The 21,057-nt window shown below is 73.6% G+C and carries 15 protein-coding genes; 8 read left to right on the top strand and 7 right to left on the bottom strand.

Annotated elements, in window-relative coordinates; genetic code table 11:
* On the bottom strand, positions 1–988 hold a 988-nt coding region (locus C1I92_RS28820; RefSeq protein WP_199521693.1), incomplete at its 3' end, for a malectin domain-containing carbohydrate-binding protein.
* A gap of 354 nt (positions 989–1,342) precedes the next feature.
* On the opposite strand from C1I92_RS28820, the gene C1I92_RS28815 reads away from it, so the two are divergent.
* Entirely contained in the window at positions 1,343–1,894 is a 552-nt protein-coding gene (locus tag C1I92_RS28815) for a YdcF family protein (protein ID WP_146605322.1), read from the top strand.
* Positions 1,895–1,896: 2 nt separating this feature from the next.
* On the opposite strand, the gene C1I92_RS28810 is transcribed toward C1I92_RS28815, so the two are convergent.
* Positions 1,897–2,568 carry a hypothetical protein gene (locus tag C1I92_RS28810; RefSeq protein WP_111258079.1) on the bottom strand — a complete coding sequence of 224 codons (672 nt, stop codon included), beginning with the start codon at positions 2,566–2,568 and terminating at the stop codon, positions 1,897–1,899.
* A 201-nt stretch (positions 2,569–2,769) separates the two neighbouring features.
* Between C1I92_RS28810 and C1I92_RS28805 the strand changes: the two genes are divergently transcribed.
* Positions 2,770–3,951, top strand: coding sequence for a glycosyltransferase (locus tag C1I92_RS28805; RefSeq protein ID WP_111258078.1), 1,182 nt, complete (start codon positions 2,770–2,772; stop codon positions 3,949–3,951).
* Positions 3,936–5,777: an asparagine synthase (glutamine-hydrolyzing) gene (gene asnB, locus C1I92_RS28800; protein ID WP_111258077.1), complete on the top strand. Its 1,842-nt coding sequence runs from the start codon at positions 3,936–3,938 to the stop codon at positions 5,775–5,777. The genes C1I92_RS28805 and asnB overlap by 16 nt, the downstream gene beginning before the upstream one ends.
* A gap of 892 nt (positions 5,778–6,669) precedes the next feature.
* On the opposite strand, the gene C1I92_RS28795 is transcribed toward asnB, so the two are convergent.
* The gene (locus C1I92_RS28795) at positions 6,670–7,824 is read right to left on the bottom strand and encodes a glycosyltransferase (RefSeq protein ID WP_111258076.1); all 1,155 of its coding nucleotides are present in this window, start codon (positions 7,822–7,824) and stop codon (positions 6,670–6,672) included.
* 50 nt (positions 7,825–7,874) lie between these two features.
* Between C1I92_RS28795 and C1I92_RS28790 the strand changes: the two genes are divergently transcribed.
* The 4 genes from C1I92_RS28790 to C1I92_RS28775 all read left to right on the top strand — a co-directional run bounded on the left by C1I92_RS28790 (position 7,875) and on the right by C1I92_RS28775 (position 14,704).
* Positions 7,875–9,275 (top strand): O-antigen ligase family protein, encoded by a 1,401-nt coding sequence (locus C1I92_RS28790; RefSeq protein ID WP_111258075.1) that lies wholly within the window; start codon positions 7,875–7,877, stop codon positions 9,273–9,275.
* Between the two features lie 95 nt (positions 9,276–9,370).
* Positions 9,371–10,210: a YveK family protein gene (locus C1I92_RS28785; protein ID WP_111258074.1), complete on the top strand. Its 840-nt coding sequence runs from the start codon at positions 9,371–9,373 to the stop codon at positions 10,208–10,210.
* 82 nt (positions 10,211–10,292) lie between these two features.
* The gene (locus C1I92_RS28780; protein WP_111258073.1) at positions 10,293–13,808 is read left to right on the top strand and encodes a DUF11 domain-containing protein; all 3,516 of its coding nucleotides are present in this window, start codon (positions 10,293–10,295) and stop codon (positions 13,806–13,808) included.
* The gene (locus C1I92_RS28775; RefSeq protein ID WP_111258072.1) at positions 13,808–14,704 is read left to right on the top strand and encodes a glycosyltransferase family 2 protein; all 897 of its coding nucleotides are present in this window, start codon (positions 13,808–13,810) and stop codon (positions 14,702–14,704) included. Before C1I92_RS28780 ends, C1I92_RS28775 begins: the two co-directional genes overlap by 1 nt.
* Here the strand turns inward: C1I92_RS28775 and C1I92_RS28770 are convergent.
* Both C1I92_RS28770 and C1I92_RS28765 read right to left on the bottom strand, forming a co-directional pair.
* Complete coding sequence (locus tag C1I92_RS28770; RefSeq protein ID WP_111258071.1) at positions 14,691–16,682, bottom strand: oxidoreductase; 1,992 nt, start codon at positions 16,680–16,682, stop codon at positions 14,691–14,693. The genes C1I92_RS28775 and C1I92_RS28770 overlap by 14 nt on opposite strands.
* The gene (locus C1I92_RS28765; protein WP_158564319.1) at positions 16,679–17,482 is read right to left on the bottom strand and encodes a PIG-L deacetylase family protein; all 804 of its coding nucleotides are present in this window, start codon (positions 17,480–17,482) and stop codon (positions 16,679–16,681) included. The genes C1I92_RS28770 and C1I92_RS28765 overlap by 4 nt, the downstream gene beginning before the upstream one ends.
* Before the next feature lie 55 nt (positions 17,483–17,537).
* On the opposite strand from C1I92_RS28765, the gene C1I92_RS28760 reads away from it, so the two are divergent.
* Positions 17,538–18,284, top strand: a complete 747-nt coding sequence (locus C1I92_RS28760; protein WP_111258069.1) for an FkbM family methyltransferase — start codon at positions 17,538–17,540, stop codon at positions 18,282–18,284.
* Here C1I92_RS28760 and C1I92_RS28755 read toward each other — a convergent pair.
* Positions 18,275–19,798, bottom strand: a complete 1,524-nt coding sequence (locus tag C1I92_RS28755) for an oligosaccharide flippase family protein (protein ID WP_111258068.1) — start codon at positions 19,796–19,798, stop codon at positions 18,275–18,277. The two genes, C1I92_RS28760 and C1I92_RS28755, sit on opposite strands and share 10 nt — an antisense overlap.
* On the bottom strand, positions 19,795–20,937 hold the full coding sequence (locus tag C1I92_RS28750) for a glycosyltransferase family 4 protein (protein WP_158564318.1): 1,143 nt from the start codon (positions 20,935–20,937) through the stop codon (positions 19,795–19,797). The genes C1I92_RS28755 and C1I92_RS28750 overlap by 4 nt, the downstream gene beginning before the upstream one ends.
* Between the last annotated feature and the right edge of the window lie 120 nt (positions 20,938–21,057).

Here is a 21,057-nt window from a genome sequence, read left to right as displayed (position 1 = left end):
GCGTGGGAGTCGGCGTCGGGGTGGGTGTCGGCGTGGGCTCCGGTTCCGGTTCGGACCCCGTGACGTGGACGACCTCGATGGCCGAGATCATCGGGTCCTCGACGACGGACTGGAAGCCGACGTCGAGCGTGCCGTCCGCGACGTCGACGGTGAACGCGCGCACGTACGCCTGGCCGGTGCCGGCCTCGGCCTGCACGTCGAGGTCGGACAGCAGGGTGTCGCCCTCGGCGGTCACGCCGAACACGCGCTGGCCGGGCGAGGTGAACACCGTCTCGGCGAAGTGCAGCACCAGCGAGTAGGTGCCGTTCTCGGGCACCGGCAGCGCGTAGCCCGCCATGCCCCAGCGGTGCCGGCCGTAGAGCGGGTCGGCGTCGGTGCCGGCGACGTGCTGGGAGACCTGCCCGCTGGTCTCGCCGCCGTCGAAGTACTGGTCGGCCGACCAGCGGCTGCCGTCGGGCGCGGTGTACTCGTTGCCCGCGGCGGAGATGCGGTAGACGACGTCGCCGTTCGGCGTCGGCGTGCCGGGGCTGGCGTCGCCGCTGCAGGCGGAGACGCGGTCGACGCTGATGGCGGAGACCATCGGGTCCTCGACGATCGCCGTGAAGTCGATGTCGAGCAGCCCGTCGGTGACCTGGACGTCGCGCCGGAGCTCGAACGGCCGCATGGCGCCGACGGCGTCGACGACGTCGAGCTTGCGGGCCAGCGGCCGGCCCTCGAGCGAGACGCCGAACACGCGCTGCCCCGGCTCGGTGAACACCACCTCGGCGAAGTGCAGCTCGACGCGGTACCGCGCCGGGCAGGGCACCCGCACCTCGTAGGCCGACATGCCCCACCGGTGCGAGGAGTAGAGCAGCTGGTCCGCGGAGTCGCCGACCGGGACGATCCCGCCCAGGTGGACGTCGCCGCCGATGTAGCCCGCGTCGGGCGACCAGGTGGTGCCCGCGGAGTCGGTCCACGGCGTCGCGGCGGTCGCGCGGATGCGGGCCACGGGCTCGGGCGTGAAGTCGTCCGGAGAGGGCGCGGCGGATCCGAGCGTGGCCGTCGCGAGGAGCGCGGTGGTCAGCAGGATGGTCCGAACCGATCGGGCGGAGCGCCGATTCTGTGGGGCGCCATTGCGCGCCTTGTATCGGCCGTTCCCACTCATAGATCAGCCTTCCGCTGGGCACCAGGGACGGTCCGTCATGCCCGCGCGTGAAGCCCCCTTCGCGGACCGCCGGGCCGGCCGTGCCCCCCGGCTGAGACCAGGGCTTATCCTACCCAAGGAGCCGGGCACGACACCGATAAGCCGAAAAACATCACGACACGGGCACAATCTGGCAACTTGTGCCAAGGGGGGCAGCCGGTGGATTCTCCAGAGCACGATGCTGACCAGGAGCGATCCAAACGCCGTCGATTGCGGCGATGGACATGGTTCGCCATTGCCGCGATTCTGCTGACAACTCTGGAGTTGGTACTTTTCGTCATCCCGCCGACCGATGAACCGACGCCGGCCGACGCCATCGTGATGTTCGCCGGACCGGGAGATCGAATTGATCTGGCCTGGGAGTTGGCCGATATGGGATATGCGTCGTATGTGGTCGTCTCGATCGACGACACCAGCCTTTGCACGCCCGAAAGACCGAATATCGAACAAATCTGCCTGACCCCCGATCCGCCCACGACTCGCGGCGAGGCCCGGGCCTTCGCCGAGCTCGCACGCGAACGCGGCTGGGACCACCTGATCGCGATCTCGACGGCCAGTCAGCGGGTGCGTGCCGAGCTGCGGCTGAGCCGCTGCTTCGACGGCGAGGTCCAGTACGTCACGGCGCCGGAGTCCTTCTTCGACCGCGCCTATCGCGTCGTCTACGAGAACGGCGCGCTGCCCAAGGCGCTGCTCGTCCAGCGGGACTGCTGACCTCAGCTGCGCGCGCGACGTCCGCCGCGGCGGACGCGGGTGGCGGCGGCCCGGCTCCGCGCCGCCGCCAGCTGGACCGTCGCACCCTCGGCGAAGAACGCCAGCGCGACGGTGCCGACCAGCCCGAGGGCGACGATCAGCCCGACGGTCAGGACCCGGCCGACGTAGTCGGACTCGGTGGCGATGACGGGCTCGCTGATGACCTGCGTGCGCAGCCACGTGTTCTCCGGCGCGTCGGCCGCGGCCTGCAGAGCCTCGAGGTCGGTGCGGAACGCCTCCATGACGTTGCGCGCCGTGGCCACCGCGGCCTCGGCGGAGCCGGCCCGCGCGTAGACGTCGATGACCGGCAGCTGCAGCGGTGAGGGGTCGAAGCCGATGGTGTACGTGGCCGCGTCGTCGTCCAGCAGCGCCGCGCGACGTCCGTCCGTCGAGAGCGCGTCCATGACGATCTTCGCCGGCGCCCGCTCGCTGCCCAGTTGCAGGTACCGGTTCTGGGCGAGGATCTCGTCGGTGACCTCGATGTTCGGTTTGAGGACGAGCACCGACCCGTACGCGGCCATACGGTCGTCGGACTGGGTGTAGGCGTTGAACGCCAGCAGCCCCACCAGGCCGAGGGCGGGGACGGCGATGTACCAGCGCCGCAGCAGGATCAGTAGAGCGGACTGCACGTCCACTGTGGCATTCTAAGGCCACGCGGAACCGCCCGACGTGGCCGGCTGACGCCTGGGGGGCAATGACGCAGCACCGGACCCGGGTCGCCGCGGTCGTGAAGGGCTTCGACAGCGCCGTCGATCCGGCGAGGCGCTCGACGAGGCGGCACGACCCGCGGCTACCTCAAGCTGCCCTGCTCGGCCGGCGGGCCGCGGAGGTGGCGCATGGCTGACCGTGTCGACGGCGTCGTCTGCTTCTCCGCGCAGGACTTCTGGTACCACAACCGCGCGCACTCCGACATCCAGCTGATGCGCCGCGTCTCGCACAATCTGCCCGTACTGTTCGTGAACAGTCTCGGCATGCGCATACCGACGCCGGGCAAGACCACGCAGCCGCTACGCCGCATCGCGCGCAAGCTCGGCAGCGTCGGCAAGGGCATCCGCCGGCCGCTGCGGGAGGCGCCCGAGCTGGCCGTGTTCACCCCGCTCAACGTCCCCGCCTACGGATCGCCGGTGGCCCGCGCGATCGCGGCCCGGTCGGTCCGGGCCCAGGTGGCCGCGGCCGCCCGGCTGGCCGGCATCCGGCGTCCCGGCTACTTCGTGACGGTACCCACGGCCTGGGACGCGATCGCCCGCGGGCCGCGCCGGCCGCTGGTGTTCAACCGCTCCGACAAGCACTCGGCGTTCGGCGAGGCCGCCACCGACGTCATCGCCGGCATGGAGCGCGACCTGCTCGCCCACGCCGACCGCATCCTCTACGTCAGCAGCGCGCTGATGGCCGACGACGCCGAGGCGGCCGGCGGCCGGGCGCGCTTCCTCGACCACGGCGTGGACCTCGAGCACTTCGACCCGGACCGTGCGGACCCCGAGCCGGCCGACGTCGCCGCGATCCCCGGGCCGCGCATCGGCTTCTTCGGCGGCATCGACGACTACGTGGTCGACCTCTCGCTCATCGAGGCGACGGCCAGGGCGCTGCCGGACGCGTCCATCGTGCTCATCGGCGACGCCACCTGCCCGATGGACGCGCTGACGGCGCTGCCGAACGTGCACTGGCTGGGCTTCCGGCCGTACGAGGCGATACCCGCCTACGGCCGCGCCTTCGACGTCGCGCTGATGCCGTGGCTCGACAACGACTGGGTCCGCGCCTGCAACCCGATCAAGGCGAAGGAGTATCTGGCTCTGGGCCTGCCGGTGGTGAGCACCGACTACCCCGACGGCCGCCGGTACGGCGACGTCATGCGGCTGGCCCGCCACGAGGACTTCGTCGCCGCCGTGAAGCAGACGCTCGGCGACGGCGGCGCGGGCACGCCCGCGTCGCGGCGCGCCCGGGTCGCCGCCGACTCGTGGGACGGGAAGGCCGCCCAGGTGGTCGCGACGTTCGAGGAGATCACATGTGCGGCGTCGTAGGCGTCGTACGGTTCGACGGCGCGCCCGTCGACCCCGAGGCCCTGGCCGCGATGACACAGACACTGCGCCACCGCGGCCCCGACGACCTGCGGACCTGGACGGACGGATCGGTCGGGCTGGGGCACACCCGGCTGTCCATCATCGACGTCGCCGGGTCGGCGCAGCCGCTGTGGTCGGCGGACCGGTCGCAGGTCATCGTGTTCAACGGCGAGGCGTTCAACTACCGCGAGGTCCGCGCGGCCTACGACTACCCGTTCCGCACGCAGGGCGACACCGAGGTCGTGCTGGCCGCGCACCTGCGCGAGGGCGAGCGCGGCATCGCCCGGCTGCGCGGGCAGTTCGCGTTCGGCGTCTGGGACACCCGCGCCCGCGAGCTGCACCTCTACCGCGACCGCCTCGGCGTCCTCCCGCTCTACTACGTGCACACTCCGGCGTTCTTCGCGTTCGCATCCGAGCTCAAGGCCCTGCTGCCGCTGCTCGGCTCCGTCCGCGTCGACCAGCAGGGACTGGCCGCCTACCTCGCCCAGCGCGCCGTACCGGCCCCGCTCACGCTCGTCGAGGGCGTCCGCAAGGTGCTGCCGGGCCATCATCTGACGGTGACGGCGAACGGCCGCCTGACGGCGTCGCGGTACTGGAGCGTGCCGGTCCCCGAGCCGCGGCCGATGACCGACGCCGAGGCGGTCGCGCTGACCCGAGCGGCCCTCGACGCCTCGATCGGCGAGAGCCTGGTCGCCGACGTCCCGGTCGGGTCGCTGCTCAGCGGCGGCGTCGACAGCAGCCTGATCGCGACACTGGCCAGCCGCGCCGCCGGCGGCGGGCTGCGCACGTACGCCGCCGGCTTCGGCCAGCCCGACGACGAGACCTCCCACGCCGAGTTCGTCGCCGGGCTGATCGGCTCGGACCACACCACGGTCGTCGTGCGGCCCAAGGAGTTCAGCGACCTGATCCCGAAGCTCACCTGGCACCGCGACGCGCCACTGTCCGAGCCGGCCGACGTCGCCGTCCACCGCCTGGCCGCGACCGCGCGCCACGACGTCAAGGTGCTGCTGTCCGGCGAGGGCAGCGACGAGCTGTTCGCCGGCTACCCGAAGTACCGGCTGGCCACCGCGTTCGACCTGGCGCTGCGGCTGCCGGCCGGCCTGCGCACGCCGCTGGCCGGCACGGCGCGGCGGTGGCTGCCCGAACGGGCCCATCGGGCCGGCGTCCTCACCCGCGCACTCGAGGCCGATGGCCGGGCCGACGGGTACGCGGCCTGGTTCAGCCCGTTCAGCCGCACCGAGCGCGGGGCGCTGACCGGCGCCGACGCGCCGTCCATGCCGCCGTCACCGCCACTGCCGGACGTGCCACCGCTGGAGCAGATGCTCTACCTCGACCAGCACAGCTGGCTCAGCGACAACCTGCTGGAGCGCGGCGATCGCATGTGCCTGGCCGCGTCGGTGGAGCTGCGCCCGCCGTTCCTCGACCACCGCGTGGTCGAGCTGGCGGCGCAGCTGCCCGCCCGGGTGAAGCTGCGCGGCCGCACCGGCAAGTGGGTGGTCAAGCAGGTCGCGTCCGAGGTGCTGCCCGACCGCATCGTGCACCGGCCCAAGTCCGGCTTCAAGGTGCCGCTGGATCGCTGGTTCCGCGGCGACTTCGGCGCCGAGGCGCACGACCGGCTCACGGCGCCAGGCTCGTTCGCCCGCGAGATGTTCGACGCCGCGGCCGTCGCCCGGCTGCTCGGCGAGCACCGCAGCGGCCGGCGCAACCACGACATCCGCCTCTGGACCCTCCTGGGCCTGGAGATCTGGCACGACGTCGTCGCCACGCCGTCCGTGAGCCGCAGCTAGGTGTGATGTCCGGCTTGCTGCCGTTGGCTTGAGGGGGCGGCGAGCGTTGGCCGTTGTGCTGCTCGTCGGCTTGTGGGGGCTGCCGTTGGCCGTCCCCCTGCTGCCCCATTCTCTTAGCCGCGCAACCGCGCCTCAAGTCCGCGGCCTCTGGCTGTTCACGGTGATCTGTGGCTGGGGGCCGCGTACTTGACCCGCGGTCCCGCGGCCAAGAACGGGCAGCTATCAGGGGGACGGGGGAAGTGTGGCGACGCCCCGTCGGGGGCACGGGCGCCGTGTTGGCGCTTCATCGGGCTCGCTGGCCGCCGCTGGTGGCTTGTCGGGCGTCGCGTGGCGGTGGTTCGGGTCCGCTGGCTTCGCCCGCCGGGCTGTCGGGCCGGAACGATGTGACGTTGGTGTCGCTGGCTGTCCACGTAGTGAGATTTCGCGGCGATTTCCGGGCCGCCCACTAGGCGTTCTCCCACACCCCTAGGCATGCATGGGTGGTAAAGCGGGAGAACGCCTAGTGCGAGACCAAAAGGTTGATGATCATGGGTATCCACAGCATCGCAAACGTCGCAAAACGGCCACCCGCTGGCCGGTGAGGCGCGAACGTCGGCCGGAAGGCCGCGAAAGCGAGCCGGAGAGGCCCGAACGCGGGCCAAGCGCCGGCGAAGGTGGGCCGCCGGCGTTGCGACGTGCCCACACTCCCCCCGTCCCCCTGATAGCTGCCCGTTCTTGGCCGGGACGGCGCGGGTCAAGTACGCGGCCCCCAACCACAACCCCACAATGACCAGCAGCGGCCGCGGACTTGAGGCGCGCCGGCCCGGCTAAGACAATCGGGCAGCAGGGGACGGCCAACGGTCGCAGCCCCTCGAGCCGACGTGCCACCAGGCCACCGACTCGGCAGACACCGCTAACGCTGGCTCGGCACCGGCAACCCGACGGCGGCGGCGAACTGCGCGGCGCGGACCGACCAGTCGCAGGTGGCGGCGATTGCGCGGCGGGCGGCCCGCTCGGCCGGCGTCGGCGGCGCGGCCATGGCGTTCTCCGCCGCGGCGGAGAACGCCTCCGGCCCGGGCGCCACACTGACGTGCGCGGCCAGCACCGCGGCGCCGTCGGGCAGCTGGGTGGCGGCGACCGGCAGCCCCGCGGCGAGGTACTCGTAGGCCTTCAGCGGCGAGCTGGCGGCGTTGAATGGCGATGCGACGTACGGCAGCAGGCCCACGCGGGCGCCGCGGTAGTACCGCGGGAGATCGGCGTAGGGTACCGGGCCGGTCGACGTGACACCGGGGCGGGCGGCCAAGGCACGGAAGCGGTCGGTCTGCCACTCCGGCGAGATCGGGCCCACCAGCACCAGCGGGACGCCGTCGTCGGCCAGCCGCTCGAACACCTCGATGTCGAGCCGCGATGAGATGTTGCCGACGTACAGCGCGTAGCCGGACTCCGGCAGGCCGTCGACCGGCGGCGCGGTCTCGCAGGCCGCGAACGTCCGGGTATCGCACCCGTTCTCGACCACCTGCGGCGACGCGCCGAGCTCGCGCCAGCGCTCGGCCAGCACGGGCGAGACGACGACGACGGCGTCGGCGCGCCGCAGCTGCCGCCGCTCGCGTTCGGCCAGCCAGGACGCGTCGCGGTTCATCAGCCGGGCGCCGGCGACGAAGTCGTCGGTGCCGAACAGGACGGCCCGACGTGCTGGCACGGCGTCCAGAAGCGGCTCCAGGGACGCGACGACGAGCGCGTCGGCTCTGCCGCCGAGGGGCCGGACGGCCCGGGCGATCGCGCGCCGGTGCAGGAAGCTGGTGACGGCCCGGACGCCGGGCCGGGTCTGCAGCGGCGGCCCGACCGGGGACACCCGGGTGACCGTCGGGCCCACGCGCGTCACCGTGGCCCGCGGCCGCACCCTGGCACGCACGAGGTTGGTCAGCGATACTGGGGGGTCGACGTACACGACGTGGCACCATTCGCTCAGGGCACCCGCCAGTTGCTGATCGGTGCCGCGCAGTGCGTCCCACGCCGTGCCGGCCGCGTACACCACGACCGGCAGCGCGGTGTTCGGCGGCACGGGCACGCGCCGAATGATAGTCAAGGCGCCGACGGAGCCAGAGGGGGACGGGGACCGTGACGACCAGCGTCGTCGCCGACGAGGCCGAGCCGGCCACGGCCGAGCGGGCACGCCCGCCCTACCTCGTCGCCGTGCTCGTCTTCCTGATCCTCGTCATGCCGTCGATGCTGGTGTTCCGGCCGCTGGGTTCCAGCGCCACGCCGGCCACGCTCGCCGGCATGGGCCTGTTCGTCCTCTGGTGCGCCTGGCGGGCCGTCGGCGAGCCTCGGCTGCCGTCGCGCTCCACACCGATGCACTGGGCCCTGCTCGCCTTCGCGGCCGCCATCCTGCTCAGCTACGCGATCATGCACACGCAGGCGGAGCGGCTCCCGCTGGAGATCCGCAGCGCCGACCGCGGCCTGATGCTCCTGGCCGGCTGGTGCGGCATCGCCTTGTACTGCGCCGACCGCCTGCGCACCTGGCGCGACGTCACGTTCGTGGCCCGCGCCGTCGTCATGGCGGGCGCCGGCGTCGCCTTCATCGGCCTGATGCAGTACTTCGCCGGCTTCGACCTCTCCCAGTTCCTCCAGCTCCCGGGCCTGGACACCCGCAGCGACCTCGGCTACATCGGCGACCGCTCCGGACTGCGCCGCGTGGCGGGCCCGATGATCCACCCGATCGAGTACGGCGTGTGCCTGGCCGCGGTCTTCCCGCTGGCCCTCGTGATGGCGATGAGCCGGCGGCGCAAACTGGACTGGCTGCTGCTCGGGCTCATCGTGTTCGCGCTGCCGACGGCGATCTCCCGGTCGACGATGGTCGCCATCGCCGTCGGCGCGCTGATCATCGGCATGTCGTGGAGCTGGCGGCGCCGTCTGATCGCGCTCGCCGCGACGCCGTTCATCCTGCTGGGCCTGCGGCTGGTGCTACCGGGCGCGCTCGGCACGATCATGGCGTTGTTCGAGAACATCGGCAACGACCCGAGCATCTCCGGGCGCACCGAGGACTACGCCGCGGCCGACAAGTTCATCACCGAGTCGCCGTGGTTCGGCCGCGGCTTCGCCACGTTCACGCCCGAGCTCTACCGGCTGCTGGACAACCAGTACCTGGGCATGCTCATCGAGGTCGGGTTCGTCGGCCTGATCGCGCTGGTCGCCCTGCTGGTCACGGCGCTGTTCCTCGCGCGTGGCGCCGCGCTGCGGTGCGGCGCCACGACGCCGGAGGGGCAGCTGAGCATCGGGCTGTCGGCCGGGGTCGCCGTGTTCGCGGTCAGCTTCGGCACCTTCGACGGCCTGGGGTTCGCGGCCGCCGCGAACGCGTTGTTCCTGTTCATCGGCCTGTCTGCCGCGGTCTGGCGGATCTCGGTCGCGGAGCACGGGTACACGGCCATCGCGCCGTTCTACACGCGGCTGATCGCCCGTCCGGCACAGACCGCGCGCCACTCGGCCGGCCGCCGGCGGCCGCCGAGCAAGCCGCGGTGACCGGGTGGGCGGGCCTGGAACCCATCCGCGCCTAGACTCGTTACGGTGCCGTAGAATTCGCCCGTCCACCGTGGTGGGGCCGAGAAGGGTTGAGGATGGACCTGTGGGAGGCGTTGCGAATACTCGCGCGCCGGTGGTTCGTCGTGGTGCCCCTGCTGCTGCTCACGGCGTTCGGCGCGGTCAACCTCTACTCCACCACCGAGCCTGAGTACACCACCACTGGGAGCATCCTGCTGCGCGGGCCGAGCGTCGGTCAGGACGAGGCGTCGGGGCTGCGCAACCCGTACCTCGACTACGGCAACATGGCCGTTCCCGCCCGCGTCGTCGTCGACATCGCGCTCACGCCGAGCACGTACCACGACCTGACCGGCGACACCGGCACGACGTTCGAGCTCGGGCTCGACACCACCACCAGCGCGCCGCTGGTCGTGCTGAACGTCACCGGCCCGTCCCCCGACGCCGTGGTCACGACAGCACAGGGCATCCTCGAGTTCTTCAGCGCCACCCTCCGGCAGCGCCAGCTCGATGCCGGCGCGCCCGAGAACACCCTCATCACCACCGAGGTCGTGACGCCGCCGGTCGACGTGCTCCAGCAGAACGCGAGCCGGCTCAGGATGCTGGTCGGCGTCGCCGGGGTCGGTGTCCTGTTCTCGGTGGGCATGGCGTTCCTGGTCGAGGCCATCCTGCGGATCCGCGCCCGCGGGCGGTCGAAGAAGCCGCCGGCCAAGGAGGCCGAGCCGCCGGCCGACACCACCCGTCCGGTGTCCCCGCCCGCTCCGGTGGTCGAGCCGCATCAGTCCTCGGACAACCTGTTCCGCCCCATCCGCGGCAACGGCGACGGCCCCGAGACCGAGCCCGAGCCGACGCCGCGGTCGGCCCGCCGCGGCGCCTCCGGACTGCCCAGACGAGGGGACGAGTCGGAAATCTCGCACTGATCCCGGTTCACCAGTACAGTGGTGCCACCATTGGGGGGTCCGACGAACGCGGGGGGCGTGAGTCAGGGTGGGGCATAGGTATGTGCGGCGCTTCGCGCTGCTCACGGTGGGCATGCTGCTCGCCACGGCGCTGCCGCTACCGGCGGCCACGGCCGATCCGGCCGGCGTCGTCGACGGCTTCGGCCGCGCGGACGGCCCACTCGGGGTGTCCGACTCCGGGCACGCGTGGGTCGACTATCGCGGCAGCTCCAGCGTGATCGGCCAGTCGGCCGCACTCGGCACCGGCTACGCGCTGGCCGCCGTCACCGCCGACTCGGCGAACGTCGAGGCGGCGATCACGGTGACGCAGCCGGCGCAGGAGCAGTGGCTCGTGGTGCGGCTGTCCGGCGGCGGCGACTACTGGCGCTTCGGCCGGGTCACCGGCACCGGCAGCTACACGCTGCAGCTGATCCGCGGCGACCAGCTCGCCGACGGCGCGGTGCAGCACCATGCCACAGTGGCGCCCGCCGCGGGCGACCGGCTCAGTTGCTCCACGACCACCGAGGGCCTGCACTGCAAGGTCAACGGCACGTCGGTGGCCTCGACCACGCACGGCTACAACGCCACCGCCCGCGGCGTCGGCATCGCGGGCTGGAACAGCTCGGACGGCCGTGTCGACGACCTCGCCGTGACCGAGCTCGAGCCGCCGGAGCAGCCGGAGCAGCCGCCGGTTCCGGCCGGCGCGCTCGTCTACGACGACTTCGGCGGCAGCGGCGTGCTGGCCGTCGCGCGGACCGGGCAGCCGTGGGTCGCCCACGCCGGCGTCTGGAGCGCGGGCGGCGGGCGGGCGTCACCGGCGCTGGGCTACGCGCTCGTCTCCGCCGACGCCGGCCGTCCCGACGTCACGACCCGGACCGTCCTCGCCCAACCGGCCGACGAGTTCTGGCTGATCGTCCGCTTCGGCGACGCCGGCAACTACTGGCGGTTCGGCCGCTCCTTCGGCGGCGCCTACACGCTGCAGCTGGTCGCGAACAACCAGCTCGCCTCGCCCGCGCTGGTCACGTCCGGCACGGTCAGCCCGGCCGCGGGCGACGTGCTCAGCTGCACCACCACGGCCGCCGCCGTCGCCTGCTCGGTCAACGGGAACGAGGTCGTCCGCTCGGCCGACCCGCGCGGCGCCGCCGCCACCGGCAGCGGGCTGGCCGCCTGGAACGGCACCGCGGCCGCCCTCGACGACTTCCTGGTCACCGCCGCGCCCGCGTCCGCCGCACTCACCGCCGGCGTCGACCTCCAGGGCACGCCGGTGGCCGGCCAGTCGACCGGCCTCGCCGTCACCGTCGCGAACCCGACCGGCGCCGCCGTCACCGGCGTCACCGCCGAGGTGGAGCTGAGCGGCGCCGCGTCGGCCGGCCAGCTCGCGACCACCGACCCCGCCTGCGCGGTCACCTCCGCGACGACGCTGAGCTGCGCGCTCGGCGCCGTGGCGGCCGGCGCCGACGTCGCGGTGGCGGCCACGTTCACGCCTGCCATCGCCGGCCCGGTCGGCGCCGACCTCACCGTGACGGCGACGGGGCTCGGCCAGCCGGTCACCGCGTCCGACCAGGCCACCGTCCGTGCCGGTCTCGACGACCTGGTGGTCTTCGACGACTTCGAGCGCACCGGCGGTTCCGGCATCGGGCACACCGTCACCGAGCACCCGTGGCAGTTGCGGGCCGGCTCCGCCGTCATCGACGACGGGCAGCTGCGGCTGGGCGCCGGCTACACGCTGGCCACCGTCGACAGCGATCTCGCCGAGTCGACGACCACGGTCGACGTCGTCACGCCCGACCACGAGTTCTGGCTGATCGTGCGGGCCTCCGACGCCGCGAACTACTGGCGTTTCGGCCGCGTCCAGAACGGCGCCTACACGCTGCAGAAGATCCAGGCCAACACGCTGGGCAACCCGGTGCTGGACGTGAGCCGCACGGTCAGCGCCCAGGCCGGCGACGTCGCGTCGTGCACGACGACGGCCAGCACGATCGCCTGCTCGGTCAACGGCGAGCCGGTGGTCTCCTCCGACGACACGTTCAACCACCAGGCGACCGGCCACGGCGTCGCCGCCTACCAGCCGGCCGGGCTGCGCTTCGACGACTTCGCGGTGGTCGAGGTGCCGACGGCGCCGGACGTCGCGGTGCGCGTCGCCGTGCCGTCGAGCGGCCCGGTCGGCGGCAGCGCCGCCACGACAGTGACGGTGCGCAACAACGGGACCGCCACGGCCGCCGGCATCGAGCTGACCGGCTCCGCCGGCGCCACGATCGCCGCCGTCGACGACGGCAGCGCCACGTGCCAGACCGACGGCGCCGACCTGACCTGCGCCGTCCCTGAACTCGCACCCGGCGCCACCGCCGCGATCGAGCTCACCCTCGACCTGCCGGACCAGCCGGGCGACGTGACCGTCACCGCGGCGGCGACGATCCCGGGCGGCGACGGCACCCCGTCGGACAACACGCACAGCCGCACGATCAAGGTGCGCAACCCGGTCGCACCGGGCGCCGGCGGCGTCACCGACGCGTTCGAGCGGCCGGACCAGAGCGGCCTCGGCAGCACCGAGACCGGCGAGACCTGGCGCACCATCACCGGCGCGGCGGCGATCGAGGACGGCCAGGCCCGCGCGGCCGGCGGCGCCGCCACGATGGCCGTCGTCGACACCGACTACGCGTTCGGGACGTTCGAGGTCACCTGGCCGGCCGTCACCGGCCAGTTCTGGACGATCTTCCGGGTCGTCGACGAGAACAACTACTACCGCTTCGGCCCCGACCCGGGCGCCGGCGGCTACTACCGGGTGCAGAAGGTGGTCGACGGGCAGCCGCAGGGCCTGGCCTTCGGCCTGGTCCGGCGGCAGGTACAGCCAGCGCCGGGCGACGTCGTCCGGATCGTGCAGCGACCCGACGACAGCATCTTCATCTCCGTCAACGGCGACCACGTCATCGACGCGGGCGACCAGTTCCTCATGGACGAGACGTCGTACGGCGTCGCGTTCGGCGGCGCCGGCGTGCGCGCGGACGACCTGCTGATCTCGTCGGTCACCGCCACGTTCCCGGTGACCGACGACTTCGGCCGCGCCGACGGCCCGGACGTCGGCGTCCCGACGTCCGGCGTGCGCTACCCGTGGCATCGCTGGCGTGGGCACGAGTGGAGCATCGCCGGCGGTGAGCTGTACAACTCGGCCGGCGACTACGGTGTGCTCATGCTCGACACGAGCAGCGAGGCCGCCGACGTCGCCGTCACCGTGACGGAGGCGACCGGCGAGTTCGGCGTCGTCCACCGGTTCTCCGAGAGCGGCACGTTCCTGCGCTTCGGCAGCTTCGGCGGCGCCTACGGGGTGCAGCGGATCACCGGCTACCAGACGGCGGAGACGCCGGCCGGCCTGGTCGCGCACGCCACCGTCGCGCCGGCCGACGGCCAGCGGCTGGAGGTCCGGCAGCAGCTCGACGGCGGCATCGAGTACTACGTCGACGACGTGCTCGTCTTCACGCTGGACGATACGACGACGAACCCGCGCGGCGGCCACTACGGGCTGACCGCGTCCTCCGACGACGCCCGGTTCGACGACTTCGCCGTCGTGCCGAGAGAGCTCTGATGACGTCCACACCACGGGTCAGCATCGGCGTGCCCGTCTACAACGGCGGGCGCTACCTGCAGGAGACCCTCGACTCGCTCACCGCGCTGACCGGCCCGGAGATCGAGATCGTCATCTCCGACAACGGCTCCACCGACGACACCGAACAGCTGTGCCGGGCCGCGTCCGCCGATGACGAGCGGATTCGCTACCACCGCAGCCCGGTGAATCGCGGCGCGGCCTGGAACTACAACCGAGTGCTGGAGCTGGCGACGGCGCCGCTGTTCAAGTGGGCCGCGGCCGACGACGTCTGCGAGCCGTCGTTCGTGGCCCGCTGCGTCGAGCTGCTCGACGCGGCGGGCGACGCCGCCGTCCTCGCCTACCCGCGGACCACGCTGATCGACGAGGACTCCGCCGTCGCCGGCACGCTCGACGACGACGACCTCGACCTGCGCGCCCGCAGGCCCAGCGACCGGATCGGCCAGCTGCTGCGGCACCGGGTCGAGTGGCACCCGGTGTTCGGCGTCATCCGCACCGACGTGCTGCGCCGCACCCCGGGCATCGGCGCCTACCCGAGCGCCGACATCAGCCTGCTGGCCGAGCTGTCGCTGTACGGCCAGTTCCACCAGGTGCCCGAGCGGCTGTTCCTGCGCCGCTACCACGACCGGCGCAGCATCGCCGCCGGGCCGAGCTTCCAGCAGCAGGCGGCCTGGTACAACCCCAACGCCCGCAACCGGCTGGTGCTACCGGAGGTGCGGCTCACCAAGGAGCTGCTGGCCGGCGTGCGCCGGGCGCCGCTGCCGGCGGCCGAGAAGGCCCGGGCGGCTCGCATGGTGCTGCAACGCTGGGCGCTGCCGCACTGGCGGCACATCGGCGGCGAGCTGAAGATCGCCGCCCGCGACCTCACCCGCCGCTGAGCCGGCCCCGGGCGGTGAACCGGTGGAACACGGTGCCGGTGTCGTCGCCCCACTCCTCGTTGGCGACCAGCCCGACGCGGTTCACCGTCAGCCGGCCGGCGTCGGGGTAGACGTCGGTGATCGCCCGGTACAGCGTCGGCCGGCCGTCGATGGAGGCGACTAACCGCTCGCCGTCGAAGCGCAGGTTCAGCGTGCAGGGATCGCCCCACCGGAACATGTCCGCGGTCAGCGTCCAGACCGCGTCGTACATGTCCTCGTGCCCGCCGATGCGGTAGAAGCTGCTCAGCGAGCCGCCCTGGAAGTGGTTGGCCAGCCACAGGTTGACGATCACGTAGTTCTCGTCGTCCTGCCAGAGCACGAGCCCGCAGCGGCCCTCGTGGCCCTGGCCGCGGGCGGTGCCGGGCGGCGTCATCGTGACGGTGAGGTCGGTGTAGCCGGGCTCCGGCCACGCGACGGTGTGCAGCGTGCGGCCCGGGTTGGGCCGGTCGACGTCGGCGTCGACCTGGACGCCGCCGGACGCCGCCAGCAGCTGGCCCTTGCCCTCCGTCCGCTCCCACTCGCCGGCGGCGGTGCGCCAGCCGGCCAGCGCGACGCCGTCGGGCAGGCCGTCGAAGGTGTCGTCGAAGACCACGTCGCCGGGCGCTGGCACCGCCGGCCACGACGGCTCCGGCCAGCCGGGTGCTGCGACGGCGCGCGGGTGCGCCTCGAGCTCGCGCAGCCGGCTGCCGGGACCGTCCACGCCGACGACCAGGCCGGCGCGGTCGCCGTCGCGGCTGTCTGCGAACGACCGCCCGAACAGCCGGCGGCCGTCGACGTACAGCGAGAACTCCGTGCCGTCGTCGCTGAGCTGGACGCTGTGCGTGTGCGCCGGCCGGAGGACCGGGCGGCGGCTGCTGGCGACGGTGGTGCGTCCGGCGCCCTCGACGCGGTCCAGCCAGGCGCCGCCGGCGCCGAGCCGCAGCTCCCACCGTCCGCCGTCGCCGGCCCGCCAGCCCAGCCGCACCGGTGACGGCCGCAGCCCGGTGCGTACGAGCACGTGCACCAGCCCGGCCGGCTCGTCCGGGTCGAGCCGCGCCAGCACGCCGTCCGCACCCGCGCGCAGCCCACCCGCGGTCCGCGTCGCCGAGCCGGTCAGGACCCGCCACTCGCCGCCGCGAACGGCCGGCTCCGCGGCGAGCGGACCGGCGCCGGTCAGCGGGTCGCAGGCGTGCGCCGTCGTGTACCACTCGGCCAGCTCCGGCACGTCGGCCACGCCGAGGCGGAAGACGCGGGTGTCGACGCGGTAGCCGACCTCGCCGAGGATCCGCTGCTGGACGGCGGGCCAGAGCGGGCCGCGTGCGGTGTGCGGGTCGATCGCCAACGGCCGCACCGACGGCAGCGCCGGCAGCAGCGAGTCGCCTTCCAGGGTGGCGGCGTAGTAGACCGCGCCGTGCGGGCGGAGCAGCACGTAGAACGCCAGCGGCGTGTTGAGCACGCCGCGCAGCGAGATCAGCGGACGCGAGCCGTGCGCGAGCCACAGCTCGCCGTTGTCGCCGGTGGCCGCGTGCACGACCAGCCCGTGCCCGCCGGCCAGCGGACGGCGGGTCGCCGGACCGGCGAAGAAGCCGGCGGCGAGGTTCTCGTAGTGCTGCGGCCGCGGCTTGACCGTGCGCCGCTTGACGACGTTGCCGGCCCAGCGCCGCAGCTTCCGCTTCAGCGACTCGGCGTCGTAGTAGGTCTGCGACGAGTGGTGGCCGTTGAGCACGTGCACGCCGAGCACGCGGCCGGGCCGCCGCTCGACCGGGTCGTACGCGACGCCGGAGCGGCCCCAGCCGGGCCGGTCCAGCGGCCGGATGCGCAGCGCGCCGTTGTCCACGCCCACGACTCCCTCGACGTCGACGCCGCCGCGCTGCCGCCCGCCCGGCGCCGCGCTGCCGATCGCCATGCCGAGCGGCACCGGCGCGGTGAAGTCGTCGTCGAACAGCGCGTCCCCGGTCACCGGCCCGCTCCCGCGCGGTCGGCGGCCGGCTCGACGAAGATCTCGGCGTCGCCGAGGAACCGGCCGAGCAGAGTCGCGTCCATGACCGCCCAGTCGTCCTCGCCGGACAGGTTCGTGGTCTGGCTGCGGTACTCCGCGACGGCGGCCCGCTTCTGCTCCAGCACGGCGGTGACGTCGACCAGCCCGGCCCGCACGCCGTCGAGCGCGGCCCGCGGGTCGTCCGGCCCGTCCACCCACGACCAGACCGGGAACTCCAGCACGCGGACGGCGCCGCCGGCCCGCGCGGCCGCTTCCCGCACCGCGGCGGACACCAGCCGGTGGTCGTCGTGCCAGTCCCAGTCGCTGGTGACGAGCACGTCGGCGAACTCTCCGCTGCGCAGCTCCGCAGCGATGGCGTCGACGACGGTCTCGACGTGCTCGGCCAACTCGTCCTCGCGCACGCCGAGCAGCACCAGCTCGTCGGGCGGCAGCCCCAGCGCCGCGGTGGCCCGCCGCGCCTCGTCGGCCCGGATCGCGGCCAGCTCGTCCGGCGAGATCACCGCGGACCGGTGCGAGCGCCGCCCGTCGGTCACCACCAGCACCCGGACGCGGGTGCCGTGCTGCCGCTTCAGCGCGACGGTGCCGCCGCAGCCGAGCGTCTCGTCGTCGGGATGCGGGGCCACGACCAGCGCCGTGCGCCGGGCCGTGTCGGCGGTGACGTCGAGCGCGCGGCGGCGCAGCGTGCGCCGCCACAGCAGCAGCCGGCCGGCGCGGACGGCACGCCGTCCGCGCCGCAACAGGTCACGAGGGCCGATGGGCACGATGCGGGCTCCCTGCGCTGGTCATGGACGGATCGAGAGGCGGTAGTCTGACGCGGTGGGCGTGGTGGAGCGGCTGCTCAGCCGCGGACGGCGGGCGTACACCGTGCGGAACGGGCCGGCAGCGGGCCTGCGGCTGTATCCGGCCGGAGCCAGCGCCGAGTACGCCGGCGGCGGCAACGAGCTGCCGGTGCAGTCGGCCATCGACGAGCTGCTCTCCCCCGGCGACGTCTTCTACGACGTCGGCGCGAACGTGGGCTTCTTCGCGCTGCTGGCCGCGCGCAAGGTTGGCCCCGACGGCGCCGCGTACGCGTTCGAGGCGGTCGCCGAGTTGGCCGAGGCGATCGGGCGCAACGCCGCCCTCAACGACCTCGGCAACGTCACCGTCATCGCGTCGGCGGTCAGCGACACCGACGGCAGCGCAGAGCTGCTGCTCACGACGCACCCCGGCGGCGCGACGCTGGCCGGTGGCCAGACCCCGCCGGACCTGCGCGGCCGCCGCCGTGTCGACACCGTGCGGCTGGACACGCTGGTGGCTCAGGGCCGCATCCGGCCGCCGCGTGTGGTCAAGATCGACGTCGAGGGCGCGGAGCCGGCGGTGCTGGCCGGCATGACGCAGCTGCTCGCGGCGCACCGCCCGGCGCTGGTCTGCGAGTTCGACGGCCCCGACGACGCCGCCGTCGAGGCCGCGACGGACCGGTTCGAGGCGGCGCTGTCCGGCCTCGCCTACGACGTCCGCACGCTGGACCCGTCGTACGAGGGCAGCGGCTGGCAGGTGCGTCACGTGGTCGCCGTTCATCGGTGACCCGCCCGCCGGGTGCGCCGGCGCCGCCGGTGCCGCCCGGCGTCGGCCGGCCAGGTCCACATGAGGCCGGGGAACGCGATGGCGGTGTAGACGAACAGGATGACCACGCCGCCCGCGAGCAGCTTCGTCAGGTCCGATCCCGCGGCCAGCAGCACGAGCGTCCCGGCCGCACCGGCGCACACGCCGGCCACCGCGGGCCGGACGAGCTGCGGCAGCAGCACCGACAGCTGCACGCCGACCTGCCGGCTGGCCAGGAGGAACAGCGGCAGGCTGACCAGCACCGCGACCGCGGCGTGCGCCATCGCCACGGTCTCGATGTCGCCGGTGTTCGCGGCCACGACCAGCGCCGGCGCCAGCGCCACCAGCCAGACCAGCTTCACCGCCAGCGTCGTCATCGACCGGCCGACGGACACCAGCACGTCGAACACGAGGCCCTGCGCCACCCGGACCCCGCCGAGCACGGCCAGCCAGGCCAGCACCGGCGCCGACGGCGCCCACTGGTCCCCGAAGACCAGCCGCAGGAACGGCCCCGACAGCAGGCTCAGTCCGATGATCGGCGGCAACATGACCTTGACGAGCACGACGAAACCGGACCGGAACGCCTTGTCCAGCTGACCCGGTGAGTCCTGCATGGCCGCGAACTCCGAGATCGACACGCGGCGGATCGACTGCGTCACCGCGGTGACCGGCCAGCTCGACACGTTGAACGCGAGCACGTAGAAACCCAGCGACACCGTGCCGAGCACCCGGCCGACGATGAAGTAGTCGGCGTTGAGCAGCACGTACTCGACCAGCGAGGTCAGCGCGAGCGGCAGGCTGAACACGATCATGGACTTCGCCGCCGCGGCGTCGAACCCCGGACGCAGCCACGACCCGGCCAGCACGACCAGCGCGATCGCCATCGTCACGTTGCCGATCAGCTGGCCGGCGACCAGGCTCCAGCCGCCCGCGCCGCCCACGGCGAAGGCCAGGGTGACGCCGACGCCGACCGGCAGCGTCAGCAGCTCCGCGCGCGCGAGCCGCGGCTGCTGGAAGTCGCGGATGAGGATCGCCGACGGGACCGCGGTGATGCCGTCGAGCACGAGGACGAGCGCCAGGACGCGCAGCATGGCCGTCGCGTCCGGCGCGTTCATATAGGACGCGTACGCCGGCGCCCCCACGTAGACCACCGCGTAGAGGCCCAGGCTGAACAGGACGGCGAGGGTGACGGCGGTACGGGCGGCGACCCGGATGTCGCCGGTCCAGCGGACCACGGCCATCGTCATGCCGACGTCGTTGATGCCGATGAGGATGTTGACGACGAGCAGGGCCAGGCCGAAGACGCCGTAGTCCTCGGGCACCAGGATGCGCGCCAGCACGATGCCCATGAGCACGTTGACGCCGCGGGAGAACAGCTGCGAGCCCAGCGTCCACGACAGGCCCCGGATCACCCGGGTCGTGCGGCCGGACTCGACGTGGTGCTCGTTCTCCTCGCGGATGACCGGCAGTGACGTGAGGGTGTCCGAGACGCTCATCGGCGCCTCCGCTCCGCGGCCACCCGCTCGTAGACCTCGCCCAGGACGGCGGCGGCGTGCGGCCAGCGGAACCGCTGGTCGACGGTCGCGCGACCGGCGCGGCCGTACGCCGCCCGCCGGTCGGCGTCGCCGAGCAGCTCGATGACCGCCTTGGTCAGCTCCTCGCGCGCGCCGGCCGGAACGTAGGCGCCGGTCTCGCCGTCGCGAGCGAACTCGCGGAACGCCGGCAGGTCGTAGGCCGCGACGGGCAGCCCGGCGGCCATCGCCTCCAGCACCACGAGGCCCATGCCTTCGCTGCGCGACGGGAAGACCAGCAGGTCGGCGGCGGCCATCAGGGCGGCGACGTCGTCGCGCCGGCCGAGCAGCCGGACCGCGTCGGACAGCCCGGCCGTGTCGATCGCGCACCGGAACGCCTCGCGCCGTTCGCCCTCGCCGACGACGAGCAGGACCGCGTCCGGGAAGCGGGAGCGGACGTCGTGCAGCAGCGGCACCAGGTCGTCGTGGCCCTTGCCGTCGACGATGCGGGCCACCTGCAGCAGGACCGGGGCGCCTGGGTCCAGGCCCAGCTCGCGCCGGACCCGCTCGCGTTCGCCGGGCGCCGCCGGGCTGACGGAGGTGGCCGGCGGCAGCACGGTGACCGGTGTCGTCGTCGCCGCAGCGAAGAGCCCGGCGACGTGTGCCGACGCGGCGACGTAGTGCCGGACCGCACGGCGCTCGGCCGCCAGCCGCACGGCCGCCGTGGCCCGCCGTCGAGCGCCGCCCAGGCCCGGGTCGCCGTCCGGCGCCGGGCGCAGGTGCACCCACTCCGAGTGCAGGTGGCCGACCACGGGTACGCCGGCGGCCAGCGCGGCGAGGTGCCCGACGACGCGGTCCGGTGGGCTGTGGACGTGCAGGACGTCGGCCCGCTCGCGGCGCAGCAGCCGGACGACGAGGTGCACGGCCTGGGCGCGGCCCGCCGCCGTCAGTTCGACCGGCGCGGCGCCGGCCGCCTCGGTGAACTCGGCGCGCAGCTCCGCCGGCCCGGCGAGCGCGGCGACCCCGGTGTCGAACCGGGCGGCGTCGAGGTGCCGGAGCAGCCCGAGAACGACTGTCTGGCCTCCGCCGACCCGCAGGTCCGGCAGGAGATGGAGCACCCTCACCCGTGCAGCCATGCGCACGCGGCCGAGCTCACGTGCCTGCCGGCTGGGCGTGACGCGGCCCGCGGCCGCCGTGCGCGTGTGTGCAGATCATCGTGCCCCCCACGAGAATCCCCCCAGTGC

The sequence above is a fragment of the Jiangella anatolica genome (genome assembly GCF_003236295.1).
In the GTDB taxonomy this organism is placed as follows: Bacteria; Actinomycetota; Actinomycetes; order Jiangellales; family Jiangellaceae; genus Jiangella; species Jiangella anatolica.
The sequence above is the reverse complement of the archived record's forward strand: the minus strand, read 5'-3'. Positions and strand labels throughout refer to the sequence as shown.

Excerpts from the sequence above, each read along its gene's own strand:
- C1I92_RS28805 (WP_111258078.1), top strand. The coding sequence starts at position 2,770 with ATGGCTGACCGTGTCGACGGCGTCGTCTGCTTCTCCGCGCAGGACTTC.
- asnB (WP_111258077.1), top strand. The coding sequence starts at position 3,936 with ATGTGCGGCGTCGTAGGCGTCGTACGGTTCGACGGCGCGCCCGTCGAC.
- C1I92_RS28785 (WP_111258074.1), top strand. The coding sequence starts at position 9,371 with ATGGACCTGTGGGAGGCGTTGCGAATACTCGCGCGCCGGTGGTTCGTC.
- C1I92_RS28775 (WP_111258072.1), top strand. The coding sequence starts at position 13,808 with ATGACGTCCACACCACGGGTCAGCATCGGCGTGCCCGTCTACAACGGC.
- C1I92_RS28755 (WP_111258068.1), bottom strand. The coding sequence starts at position 19,798 with ATGAGCGTCTCGGACACCCTCACGTCACTGCCGGTCATCCGCGAGGAG.